Annotated in this window: 12 protein-coding genes; all 12 read right to left on the bottom strand. The window is 72.1% G+C overall.

Translation table 11 applies throughout. The features are described 5' to 3' along the window. Positions 1 to 1245 (bottom strand): L-2-hydroxyglutarate oxidase (gene lhgO, locus VM889_11955; protein ID HVL49264.1); only part of this gene is annotated, 1245 nt, incomplete at its 3' end. After that, positions 1242 to 1604 (bottom strand): HepT-like ribonuclease domain-containing protein, encoded by a 363-nt coding sequence (locus VM889_11950; GenBank protein HVL49263.1) that lies wholly within the window; start codon positions 1602 to 1604, stop codon positions 1242 to 1244. The genes lhgO and VM889_11950, both read right to left, overlap by 4 nt. Beyond that, the gene (locus VM889_11945) at positions 1591 to 1896 is read right to left on the bottom strand and encodes a nucleotidyltransferase domain-containing protein (GenBank protein ID HVL49262.1); all 306 of its coding nucleotides are present in this window, start codon (positions 1894 to 1896) and stop codon (positions 1591 to 1593) included. Before VM889_11945 ends, VM889_11950 begins: the two co-directional genes overlap by 14 nt. A gap of 50 nt (positions 1897 to 1946) precedes the next feature. Then, the gene (gene rfbD / locus VM889_11940; protein HVL49261.1) at positions 1947 to 2852 is read right to left on the bottom strand and encodes a dTDP-4-dehydrorhamnose reductase; all 906 of its coding nucleotides are present in this window, start codon (positions 2850 to 2852) and stop codon (positions 1947 to 1949) included. Further along, on the bottom strand, positions 2836 to 3873 hold the full coding sequence (locus VM889_11935; GenBank protein HVL49260.1) for an SDR family oxidoreductase: 1038 nt from the start codon (positions 3871 to 3873) through the stop codon (positions 2836 to 2838). Before VM889_11935 ends, rfbD begins: the two co-directional genes overlap by 17 nt. Continuing rightward, entirely contained in the window at positions 3870 to 4442 is a 573-nt protein-coding gene (gene rfbC / locus VM889_11930; protein HVL49259.1) for a dTDP-4-dehydrorhamnose 3,5-epimerase, read from the bottom strand. The genes VM889_11935 and rfbC overlap by 4 nt, the downstream gene beginning before the upstream one ends. 11 nt (positions 4443 to 4453) lie before the next feature. Next, on the bottom strand, positions 4454 to 5329 hold the full coding sequence (gene rfbA / locus VM889_11925) for a glucose-1-phosphate thymidylyltransferase RfbA (GenBank protein ID HVL49258.1): 876 nt from the start codon (positions 5327 to 5329) through the stop codon (positions 4454 to 4456). 105 nt (positions 5330 to 5434) lie between these two features. Continuing rightward, a complete protein-coding gene (locus VM889_11920; protein ID HVL49257.1) occupies positions 5435 to 5914 on the bottom strand; it encodes a hypothetical protein in 480 nt (159 codons plus the stop codon). Further along, positions 5911 to 7320 (bottom strand): DUF58 domain-containing protein, encoded by a 1410-nt coding sequence (locus VM889_11915; protein ID HVL49256.1) that lies wholly within the window; start codon positions 7318 to 7320, stop codon positions 5911 to 5913. The genes VM889_11920 and VM889_11915 overlap by 4 nt, the downstream gene beginning before the upstream one ends. A gap of 4 nt (positions 7321 to 7324) precedes the next feature. Continuing rightward, the gene (locus tag VM889_11910; protein HVL49255.1) at positions 7325 to 8317 is read right to left on the bottom strand and encodes a MoxR family ATPase; all 993 of its coding nucleotides are present in this window, start codon (positions 8315 to 8317) and stop codon (positions 7325 to 7327) included. After that, complete coding sequence (locus tag VM889_11905) at positions 8314 to 9429, bottom strand: DUF4350 domain-containing protein (GenBank protein HVL49254.1); 1116 nt, start codon at positions 9427 to 9429, stop codon at positions 8314 to 8316. The genes VM889_11910 and VM889_11905 overlap by 4 nt, the downstream gene beginning before the upstream one ends. Then, positions 9426 to 11153 (bottom strand): hypothetical protein, encoded by a 1728-nt coding sequence (locus tag VM889_11900; protein ID HVL49253.1) that lies wholly within the window; start codon positions 11151 to 11153, stop codon positions 9426 to 9428. Before VM889_11900 ends, VM889_11905 begins: the two co-directional genes overlap by 4 nt. Between the last annotated feature and the right edge of the window lie 20 nt (positions 11154 to 11173).

Below are 11173 nucleotides of genomic sequence, written 5' to 3'. Positions count from 1 at the left end.
AGCCCCCACCCTTCCCGCCACGTCCTCCCCGAACGGCAGCGAGCAGGTCAGTCCGGGGCTGACGGCATTCAACACGTGCACGGCGCGGCCCGTTTCGCGCACGACGATGTCCTCGACGAGCTTGCCGTCGCGCGACACCATCTGCGCGCGGTTCCCGGCGTACGACGGAACCAGATCCGCCGCGCGGAGGTCCGGGACGAGCAGGCGGGCCTCCTTCCAGATGGCCTTGAGGGAGAGGGATTTCGCGACCTCGCTCACGGCGAGGCGCTGGAACTCGCGCTTCATCATCATGCGCCAGAAGCCCGGGTAGGCGAGGGTCGAGGCGAGGTCGCGCGCGTTCGCGCCCCAGAAGGTGTAGGCTTCGCGGCCGAAGGCGAGCATGGCGCCGGGTCCGACGATGACGCGGCCGTCCGCGCGGCGGGAGAGGTGGACGCCGAGGAAGGGGAAGTTGAGGTCGGGCGCCGCGTAAATGTGCGAGCGGACGAGGCCGCGGCGCGCGGGAGCGAGCTCCGCGTAGTAGCCGCGGAACGGGATGACGCGGAGGTCCTTCGCGAGGACGCCCGCGAGGCGGTCCGCGAAGAGGCCCGCGGCGTTCACGACCGCGCGCGCCGCGAGGGGGCCTTTGCTCGTGCGCAGGACGACGCGGCCCGTGTCGCCCGCGCGCCCCTCGGCGGGCGCGTGACCGTCCGCGGTGGTGCGGCCGAGCGTCGGGTCGTCGATCGCGTGGACGCGGGTGTCGTAGAGGAAGTGCGCGCCGGCGGCGATCGCGTCGCCGGTGAGCACGTGGACGAAGGCGCGCGCGTCGAAGCTTTTCGCCTCCTTCGCGAGGAGCGCCTCGACGCCGGTCGCGTGCGGCTCGTGCTCGCGCAGGCCCCGTTCGTCGAGCATCGCGATGTCGACGCCGTTGCCCTTCGCGCGGCGGGCAAGCTCCGCGAGGACCTCCTGTTCCTTGGGCTCGCGCGCGACGACCAGGATGCCGCCCGGGTGGAGGGCGATGCCCTTCTCCTCGCAATAGCGCGTGAGGCGGCGGTTGCCTTCGACGCAGAACTTCGCCTTCGCGGTGCCGGGCTTCACGTTGTAGCCCGCGTGGATGACGCCGGAGTTGCGGCCGGACTGGTGCATCGCGGGGCCGGCCTCCTTCTCGAGGACGAGGACGCGGCGGCCCGCCTTCGCGAGGTGGTACGCCGTGGACGTGCCGACGGCGCCCGCCCCGATGACGATGACGTCCGCGTCGAGATCGGTCATGACGGCCGCCCTCCCGAGGGCTGCTTCCCCGTCAAAGCCCTTTCCAGTTCGACGATGAGCGGCGGAAGGCGCAACGTGATGGTGTCCCGTACGATGCGGAAATCGACCTCGTGGACCGCGTGGATGAGCTTGTTGCGGACCGCCATGGCTTCGCGCCAGGGGATCTGCGGATGCCCGTCGCGGAGCGGCGCGAGGACGCCGGACAACGCCTCGCCCACGAGTTCGAGCAGGCGCACGAGCCCATGGAGCTTGAGATCGCTCGCGCGGATCGCATCAGGCCCCTCGGCGCGCGCGGCCTGGACGGCCTTGCGGGCGTATTCGAGCGCGTCCTGGATGCGCTCGTGGTCAGCCCTCGGCATAGATCGTCTCCGCGCGCGCCATGACCGCCTCACGCCAGCGGGGCCCCAGGTCGCCGGGGGTGCGGAGGTCGACGCGTCGCCCGTCGAGAATCGAGGACAGCTCGTCCTCCATCGCCACGATGTCGAAAAGGGTGACGCGCGCCTCGGCCTCGAACTCCGCAAGGACGTCGACGTCGCTTTCGGCCCGGAACGCGTCGCCGAGGACGCTTCCGTAGAGCGCGAGCTTCGTGATCCTGCGGCGGTGGCAGAACTCCGCGATCTTCTCGCGGTCGACGCGGATCCTCGCCTTCATGGCTGTCCCATCCTTCGATCGCTCGCGCGGCCTTAAACTCGGCGCTTCGCTCAGAGGTGGCCCTTCTCGCGCAGGTAGGCTCCGAGCGCCGCGCGCCACGGCCGCAGGGGCTCGCCGAGCACCTTCGCGAGGCGGTCGGTCGCGAGGGCGCTGTTGGCAGGCCTCTGGACGTGGCTCGGGTAGGCGGTCGCGGGCACCGGCTCGACGGGGACCGCGAGGCCGCAAAGCTCGACGGCCGCGGAGGCGAGCGCGTGCCACGTGGCGGCTTCGGGATTCGTGACGTGCACGACGCCCGTCGCGTCCGCGCGGGCGAGGCGCAGGATGGCCTCGGCCGCGTCCCACGTGTACGTGGGCGTCATCCACTGGTCGTTCACGACCTTGAGCGGGCCGCCTTCGCGCGCCTTCCTGAGGATGGTCTCGACGAAGTTGCCGCCCTTTCCGCGGGCGCCGGAGACGCCGAAGAGGCTCGACACGCGCGCGACGACGTGGTCCGGGTTCGCGAGGCGTGTCGCGTGCTCGCCCGCGAGCTTCGAGGCGCCGTACACGTTGAGCGGCGCGGGGAGGTCCGTCTCGCTCCAGGCCGAGTCCGGCGTCGTGCGGCCCGCTCTGGGCTTCCGCGTCCCGTCGAAGACGTAGTCGGTGCTCACGTACACGACGCGCGCGCCGAGGGCCTTCGAGGCCCGCGCGACGTTGAGCGCGCCGGTCGCGTTCGCGGCGAAGGCCGCCGCAGGGTCCTCCTCGCAGCGGTCGACCTGGTGGAAGGCGGCGCTGTTCACGACGACCGTCGGGCGGACGGCCTCGAGCGCGGCCTTGACGCTCGCGGCGTCCGTGATCTCGACCCGCTCGTGCCCGAGCGGCACGGCTTCGATGCCGAGGCGTCCGGCGGCCTTCACGAGGTCCTGGCCGAGCTGGCCGGTGGCCCCGAGGATCGCGACGCGCTCAGAGGACGACGCCATGGGGCGCCACCTCGCGCATGCGCTCGCCCCACTGCACGAGCGTCTTGTACCATCCGAGCGTGTTCGTCGTGGGCCCGTCCGTGAGGGTGCCCTTCTGGAGGTGCTCGAAGATCTCCCGCGCGCCGTCCTCGGGCGTGACCTGCGTCTTGTACCCGATCCGCTTCTCGATCTTCTCGAAGCTTACGCGGTAGGAGCGGTGGTCGGGGTCGCCGTACCACTCCTCCTTGAACGGGATCCCGACGGCCGTGCTGAGGCGCTCGGCGAGGGGGCGGATCTGGAGATTCTGGTCCCAGGAGCCGACGTTGAAGATCTCTCCGTTGACCTTGTCCTTCGGCGCCTCGAGGACGGCGATGAACGCGCGGCTCGTGTCGCGCACGTGCACCATGGGGCGCCACTGCGTCCCGTCGCGCATGATCTTGACGCTCCCCTGCTTGTGGAGGGCGAGCGTCATGCCGTTGATCGCGAGGTCGAAGCGCATGCGACGGCTCAGGCCGTAGACCGTGGACTGCCTGAGCGCCGTGACGGTGAACTTCTCGCTCGCCTGCGGGAGGTTCGACTGCTCCGCGAGGCCGTTCGCCTCGGCGTACGTCGTGAGCGGGTTGATGGGGCTCGTCTCGTCCACGACCTCGTCCTGGAACCCGTAGATGCTGCAGCTCGACGCGAGGAGGTAGCGCCCGACGCCCGCGGCCTTCGCCATCTTGCACATGCGCGCCCGGGCCGCGTGATTGATGTCCAGCGTCTTCTGGGGGTCGAGCTCGCCCGCGGGGTCGTTCGAGAGCGCCGCGAGGTCCATGACCGCGTCGACGCCCTTGAGCACGGAGGGCGGGACGCTGCGGGTGTCCTCGCGGACGAGATGGAGGTTCGGATTCGCCCGGAGATCCGCGAGGGTATCGCCGAAGAAGAATCGGTCGACGACGGTCACTTCGTAGCCGCGCGCGAGGAGGAGGTCCGTGAGCGTGGTGCCGATGTAGCCGGCGCCGCCCGTGACGAGCACGTGGCCCTTCGGCTTCGCGGCGCTCACTTCGGTCCCTCCCAGGCGAAGTTGTTCTCGGCGGCGTCGAGGAGGGGCGCTTCGGCGTCCTTCTTGGAGAGGTGGGGCGTCGCCGTCGGCCAGCGGATGCCGAGCGTCGGGTCGTTCCAGCGGATGCCGCGGTCGTCGGCCGCGTTGTATTCGGCCGTGACCTTGTACATGATCTCGGCGACGTCCGTGATCGTGCAGATGCCGTGCGCGAAGCCCGGCGGGACCCAGAGCATGCGGCGGTTCTCGGCGGTGAGTTCCGCCGAAACCCAGCGCCCGAACGTCGGCGAGCCCTTGCGGATGTCGACCGCGACGTCGAAGATGCCGCCCACGACGGCGCGCACGAGCTTGCCCTGCGCGGTCGGGTTCTTCTGATAGTGGAGGCCCCGGATGGTGCCTTTCGCGGTGGAGCGCGAATGGTTGTCTTGCACGAAATCCGTCGGGATCCCGTGCTTCACGAACTCGCTCCGCTTGTAGGTTTCCATGAACCACCCGCGGTCGTCCGCGAACGCGCGCGGCTCGATCAGGATGACGTCGGGCAGGTCGTCGAAGCGCTTGAAGTCGAACGGCATGTTGTTTCCTCTCAAGGAGCCTGACGCGCGATGTTCGTCAGGTAGCTGTGATAGTCGTTGTTGGGTCCGTACGCGGCGGCGAGCTTCTCGAGGTCGCCGGCGGTGATGTAGCCCATCCGATAGGCGACCTCCTCGACGCAGGCCACCTTGAGAGTCTGCCGGTGGTCGAGGGTCGCGATGAAGCTCGACGCTTCGAGGAGCGACTGGTGCGTCCCCGTGTCGAGCCAGGCCGTGCCGCGGCCGAACTTGACGAGCTTCAGTTTGCCGCGGCGGAGGTATTCCATGTTCACGTCAGTGATTTCGAGCTCGCCGCGCGGCGACGGCGCGAGGCCGGCCGCGATGTCGAGAACCTCGTTGTCGTAGATGTAGAGGCCGGTGACCGCGAAGCTCGATTTCGGCTGCTTTGGTTTCTCCTCGAGGCCCACGACGTTTCCCTTCTCGTCGAATTCCGCGACGCCATAGCGCTGCGGATCGCGCACCTGGTAGCCGAAGATGGTCGCGCCCTCGTTCGAGCGCACCGCATCCTGGAGGAGCTTCGAAAGCCCGTGGCTGAAGAAGATGTTGTCGCCGAGGATGAGCGTGACGGCGTCGTCGCCCACGAAGTCCCGGCCGATGATGAAGGCCTGCGCGAGGCCGCCCGGGTGCGGCTGTTCCGCGTACTCCAGGCGCAACCCGAGTTCGCGCCCGTCGCCGAGGAGTTGGCGGTAGAGCGGGAGGTCGTGGGGCGTGGAGATGACGAGGATTTCGCGGATGCCCGCGAGCATGAGGGTCGAGAGCGGATAGTAGACCATCGGCTTGTCGTAGACCGGGAGCAACTGCTTGCTCACGACCCGCGTCATGGGGTGGAGGCGCGTGCCCGACCCGCCGGCGAGGATGATGCCCTTCATGGTGCGACCAGCCGCGGCGACGGCTCTCGCAGCCCCATCGCCGACCGGGTCGCACAAAGCGTCCCCAGATACTTAAGCTCCTCCAAACTTCCTGGGGAGAGCGCCTCACCCGGCGAGGTCGGCGTCTCCGCGCAGGAACACCGCTACGCCGGCCCCCACGGCCGCGACGAGGAGCGTCGCGGTGAGCGTCCCGGACGCGTTCGCGTCGAGGAGCCCGCCCGTCGGGGCCCAAGCGAGCATGGCGAGGGTGACGGCCGCGAATCCCGCGACGAGCCCGGCGGTCCGGACGGGCAGGCGGGACCGCGGAACGGGCCGATCTTCGAGAAGCAGCGCGTCCAGCGGGACGAGGAGCAGGAGGGCGGCGGCCCACGCGCGCGGCCCGTCGCCGTCGAAGGTCGAGGTCGCGATGGCGGCCCCGGCGAGGGCGGCGAGACCGAGGGCGCGCTCCCGGCGCCAGACGAAGAGACCGGCGAACCCGGCGAGCGCGACGGCGAATCCCGCGTGCTCGGCGCCGGGCCAGGTGATCCAGAGCGCGCTTGCGGCCGCGAGGGCGGCGAGGGCCGGCAGCCGGCGGTCGAGCCTCATCGGACCCCTCCTCGCGCGTTGGGGTCCTTCCTGGCCGCCGCCGCGATGGCGGCGGCGGTCGTCCCGGGATCGATCTCGACGATGCGGACGCCGCGCCGCGCGAGCGCCGTGCGGGCGCGTCGGCGCGTGGCGCGCTCCCGGTAGGCGTTCTCGAGGTCGCGCAGGCGCGGCTCGGCGGGCGGCGCGCGGTAGCTCGTGCCGGGGAGGACGACCGCGACCACCCGGTGGCCGCGCTCGGCGAGCGTCGCGACGGACTTCAGGGTCGCGTCAGGCAGGGTCTCGAGGTCCGTGAACAGGACGACGAAGAGCTTCTGGTCCCCGAGGCCCGCGATCGCGCGCTCCGTCGCGACCGCGACGCCGGGTCGGGGGCGCGCGGGCGCGCGCGCGGCGAGGCCTTGGACGGCCGCGAGGAAGGCGACCTCGCCCGCGTCGGCGGGCGCGTCGTCCGGTAGCCCGACGTCGAGGCGGCGCGCCGCGAGGAGCCGGGCCGGGAGGTCCGCGAGGCGCTCGGCGAGCCGGCGCGGGAGGGAGCGGTCCCGCGTCGCGGGTACGTCGTCCACGACGTCGAGCTCGTCGAAGGCCGCGAAGGCGACGCGGTGATTGCGGTCGATCGCGGCCTCCACCAGTTCGAGCGCGAGCGTCGCGGCATGGTCGAGCTTCGAGGCGCGGTCGTCCGCGGCGCGCATCGTGCGCCCCGCGTCCAGGAGGACGAGGACCGTCGCTTCGAGCTCCTTCTCCCAGGTCTTCGTGAGGAGGGCGCCGACCTTGGCGTACCGCTTCCAGTCGACGTCGCGCAGGCGGTCGCCGGGCGCGAACGCGCGCAGGCTCTCGAACTCGAGGTCCCGCACGAGGAGTCCGACGGGGCTCTTCGCGGACGCGTCGAGCGGGTCGCGTTTCGCGAGGCGTCGACCGGCCTCGATCGCTTCGAGGCTCGCGAGCGCGTGCACCGTGGTCTCGAGCGGCACGAGGCGTCGCGCGCGCCAGAGGCCGCGCGCGTCCAAGAGATCCGCGACGACGTGCGTGAACGTGTGCGTCCCCTTCGCGGTCGCAAGGAGCGTGTACGTAGCGGTATCCGCGCCTTCGACCGTCGGGTCGTCGAGGGCGGGCGTCTCCGCGGGGCGAAGGTCGCGCGCCGAGACGCGGACGCCCGGGGGGAGCGCGGAGTCGCGCCCGTCGATCTCGACGTGGAAGGCCTCGCCCTCGTGGAGGACGGGCTCGAGGACGCGGCGCTTGTACCGGAGCGTCGTCGCGGCGAAGGCCGCGTCGGCCGCGAAGCGCGCGTGGGCAAGGAGGAGGATGACGGCGAGGCCCGCGGCGCTCGGGGCGAGGCTCGCCGTGAGGACGCCGACGACGAGGAGCCCGCCTCCGCCCGCAAGGAGGACGCGCGCGAGGCCCGTCGGCTCCACGGTTTCACCGCGTGTCCCGACGCGCGACCGAGAAGGCGGCGCTGCGGGCGGGCGGCCCCTTCGGGACCTCGACCTTCGCGAGGGCATCCGCGACCGCGGACTCGGGCGTCTTGCCTTCGATCTCGGCGTCCACGTGGAGGATGATGCGGTGGTTGAGAACGCGCGGGGCGACGTATTTCACGTCGTCCGGAAGGACGTGGCCCCGGCCGTCGAGGAGCGCGATGGCCCGGGCGGCCTGCATCATCTGCTCCATCGCGCGCGGGCTCGCGCCGAGCGTCACGCCCGGGTGGTCGCGCGTCGCCCGCGCGACGCCCTGCACGTAGGCGACGACGTCGCGTTCGACGTGGACCGCCTGGACCGCGGCTTGCGCGGCCTTGAGCGTCTTGTCGTCGAGGGCGGGGGACACGGTCCGCGGCGCCGCGAAAGCCTTCGCTTCGAGCATCTGGCGCTCGCGTTCGGGGTCGAGGTAGCCCATGCGCGTGCGGATCATGAAGCGGTCGAGCTGCGCTTCGGGGAGCTTGTACACGCCCTCGACGTCGACCGGGTTCATCGTCGCGATGACCATGAACGGCGATTCGAGCGGGAAGGTGCGGCCCTCGATCGTCACCTGCCGCTCCTCCATCGCTTCGAGGAGGGCGCTTTGCGTCTTGGGCGGCGCGCGGTTGATCTCGTCCGCGAGGAGGAGGTTCGTGAAGACCGGGCCGCGCCGCATCGCAAAGTCCTCGGTTTTCTGGTCGAAGTAGTAATGCCCCGTGATGTCCGCCGGAAGAAGATCCTGCGTGAACTGGACGCGCTTGAACGTGAGGCCGCTCGCCGTTGCGAAGGTCTTCGCGAGCGTGGTCTTCGCGATGCCCGGGACCCCTTCGAGGAGCACGTGGCCGTTCGCGAGGAGCCCCACGAGGAGGTCGGTGGCGACGTCGTCGTAGCCGACGACGACGCGGGCGATCTCGGCTCGGGCGCGCTCGAGGCTCTTCGCGATCGCGGCGGGATCCGTCATGGCTTGACCTTCCACTGAGCGAGGATGTCTGTCAAAGCGCTTTCGTCCCAATCAGGGTGCCGCTTGCGCGCCTCCGCGACGAGATCGCGGGTCCGCGGTCTGGCGGGGGGAAGGAGGCGGCCGAGGAGGCGCTCGAGCGCGGCGCGGGGGCGTCGCGCGAGCGCGCGGCCGTCGACGGATGCGAAGGCGACGAACGCGAGGAAGCCCCCGACGGCGAGGCCGAGCCTCCAGGTTTCGGGGAGCGCCCGCAGCGACGCGCCGAGGAACCGCACGGGATCCGGGTAATCGCGGTGGGATTCGTCGATCAGGATGCGGCGCCCGTCGATCGCGAGCCACGCGATCGCGTTCGACGCGAGGCGCGCGTTGTCCCCGAGCGGGCGCAGGCCGTTCACGAAGACGCTGGGGTCGGCCACGATGAGCACCTCGCCGGCGCCGACGCGCTCGACCGCGATCCACGTGAACGGGCCCGCTTGCTCGCCCGCGTCCCGCTCGAGGTCGCGGTCGCGGTCGAGCCACGTCGACCCGTCCGTTCGCGCAAGGGACGTGGCCGAGCCCCCGAGATCGAGGGCGGTCGGGAAGGAGAGCACGCTTTCGGAGACGCCCTCGACGAGCGGGTGCGCGGTGAAGTTCGCGGAGACGACGAAACCGGGGCTCCGGGCGTAGGCGAGGCCCGCGAGGGCGTCGCCCGCGAAGCGCGTTTTCGCTCCGATGGCCTCGAGAAACGCGTTGCCCCGGCCGAAATCGTCGGCGACGAGCGCGCGGCCCCCGGCCCTCACGAATTGGCGGAGCCACGCCGCTTCCTCCTCGTTCGGATCGCTTCCCGGTCCGAGGACGACAAGGCTCGCCCCGCCGGGGTCGGGCGCGAACTCCGCGAACGAGCGGTGGACGATCGAAAGGTTCCCGTCGTCCTCCGCGACGTCGAACGCGGGCACGAGGCCTCCCGCGCCGTGCGCCTCCGCGGCGAAGCCGCTCGCGCCGTTCCACCGGGTGTTGAACAGGCTGAAATCCGTGCGCGTGCCCACGATGGGCTGCATGAGCGCGGCGGTGACGAGCGCCGCGACGACGAGCACGAGCGCGGTGAGCGCGTAGAACCGCCCCGTCGCGCGTCTCATCCCGCGCTCCCCCCGATGGATCGCGCGGCGGTCATGAAGGCCGGCACGTCCTCGTCGGCCGCGCGCCCTTCGTAGAGCGCGCGCTCGGCGAGCCGCGTGACCTCGCGGACCGGCCCTGCCGGATGGCCGCGGTCGAGGAGGATGCGCTCGATCTCGCGCGGCGTGCGCGGGCCCGTTTCGAGGCCTGAGGCTTCGAGGTCCCGGAGGATGCGGAGGTAGGCGGCCGCGACGGCTTCCCGCGCGGTCGCGGGCTCCTCGTTCGCGACGGGCGCCGCGGCGCGCGTCGCGGGCGTCTCTCGGACGGGCGGCTCGGGCGCGATCGCCCGCGCGCGCCGGCCGCGCGCGTGGATCGCGCTCGCGGCGGCGGCGAGCGCGGCCGCGACGGCCCCCGTGGGCAAGTCGGCGAGCGCCGTTGCGAAAAGGCCGGCCGCGATCGGACCGACATAGAGAAGGCCGCGCGGAGCGCGCGACCGGTCGAGGGCCCAGGCATGCGGGAGGACGAGGGCGACGACGAGGAGGGCGCGGAGGGCCACGGAAAGGTCGAGCCCCCCGGGGCGCGACGCCCCGTCGCTTCGGGAGGTCCCGACTCCGAACGACGCCTCGGCGCGCGACGGGGCGTGCGTGCGCGTGCCCTCGAAGCGGGCCTCGAGGACGTGGTCGCCGAGCGCGAGTCCCGCGCCCGCCCACACGAAGGCGCCGCGCCCCCCGACGACCTCGATCGCGCCGACGTCGACGCCGCCGCGCGAGAGCGCGACGCGCGCGTCGACGCCGCGACCATGCGCGTCGAAGAGCCCGACGGAAAACGAGGGGTCGGTTCCCGGTTGAAACGTTCCGCGGGCGGGAGCGAGGGTGAGCGTCGTCGGGATGCGCCCGACCTCGAAGACAGCGGGCGCGGAGACGAGCCCCGCGGCGCGCGCGACCGCTTCGTGGCGGCCGACGGCGAGGTCCATGGGAACGGCGCGCGCGAGCTGAAAGAAGCCGTGCTTGTCCGTCGTCGCCTCGCCCCAGGGTCGCCCGTCGGCCTCGAGCAGGACCACGACGCCGCCGACGTCGCCGTCGGTCCGCGCGAGAAGGCCGCGAAGCGTCAGGGTTTCGCCGAGCGCGAGGCGCGCCGGGGTCGCCTCGAGCAGGATGCCGGAGACGGCGTGGGCCGCTTCTCGTTCGAGGCGCGCGGTCGCCTCGGCGATCGCCGCTTCGGCGGTCGCGAGCGCGCCGCGCAGGCGCGTCACGTCGACTTCGAGCCGGTCGAGCGCGTCGACGCCGTGCGTCGCGTCGGCGAGGGCGCCTCGCGCGCTCGCGAGGAGGAAGAGCGCTTCGGCGTACCGCGCGGGGGAGGCGAGATCGTCGCTCCCGATGGCGCTGAAGCGAGCCCAGTCCCGCGCGAGCGTCGTCGCGTTCGTCGCGACCGAAAGGGTGGCCTGCGCGAAGGGCGCAAGCCGCGCCGCGCTCGTCGCGCTCCGGGCCTCCACCTGCGCCCCGTCCGCAAGGGCGCGGGCGCGACGGTCCGCGTCCGCAAGCCGCTCGTCGGCCTCCTCGTCGTCCTGGGCGAACGCGGCCTCGACCCCCCGCGCGGTCTCGAGAGAGATCCGCGAGGCGAGGGCGGCGAGGACGCGGTAATCCTCCTCGGCCGCGGCGGGGTCCTCGTGGAAGCGGTTCCCTTCGGCCGCGGCGACGGGGAGCGCGAGGAGGAGCGCGAGGATGAAGGGCCCCAGGCTGCGCTCCATGATGCGCGGCCGAGGCTTTC

The organism is Candidatus Thermoplasmatota archaeon (assembly GCA_035540375.1).
Classification (GTDB): Archaea; Thermoplasmatota; SW-10-69-26; order JACQPN01; family JAJPHT01; genus DATLGO01.
The sequence above is the reverse complement of the archived record's forward strand: the minus strand, read 5'-3'. Positions and strand labels throughout refer to the sequence as shown.

Bases quoted from the DNA above. Each gene is read 5' to 3' on its own strand.
- VM889_11950 (HVL49263.1), bottom strand. From the start codon at position 1,604: ATGCCGAGGGCTGACCACGAGCGCATCCAGGACGCGCTCGAATACGCC.
- rfbC (HVL49259.1), bottom strand. From the start codon at position 4,442: ATGCCGTTCGACTTCAAGCGCTTCGACGACCTGCCCGACGTCATCCTG.
- rfbA (HVL49258.1), bottom strand. From the start codon at position 5,329: ATGAAGGGCATCATCCTCGCCGGCGGGTCGGGCACGCGCCTCCACCCC.
- VM889_11910 (HVL49255.1), bottom strand. From the start codon at position 8,317: ATGACGGATCCCGCCGCGATCGCGAAGAGCCTCGAGCGCGCCCGAGCC.
- VM889_11905 (HVL49254.1), bottom strand. From the start codon at position 9,429: ATGAGACGCGCGACGGGGCGGTTCTACGCGCTCACCGCGCTCGTGCTC.
- VM889_11945 (HVL49262.1), bottom strand. From the start codon at position 1,896: ATGAAGGCGAGGATCCGCGTCGACCGCGAGAAGATCGCGGAGTTCTGC.
- VM889_11900 (HVL49253.1), bottom strand. From the start codon at position 11,153: ATGGAGCGCAGCCTGGGGCCCTTCATCCTCGCGCTCCTCCTCGCGCTC.
- rfbD (HVL49261.1), bottom strand. From the start codon at position 2,852: ATGGCGTCGTCCTCTGAGCGCGTCGCGATCCTCGGGGCCACCGGCCAG.
- VM889_11920 (HVL49257.1), bottom strand. From the start codon at position 5,914: ATGAGGCTCGACCGCCGGCTGCCGGCCCTCGCCGCCCTCGCGGCCGCA.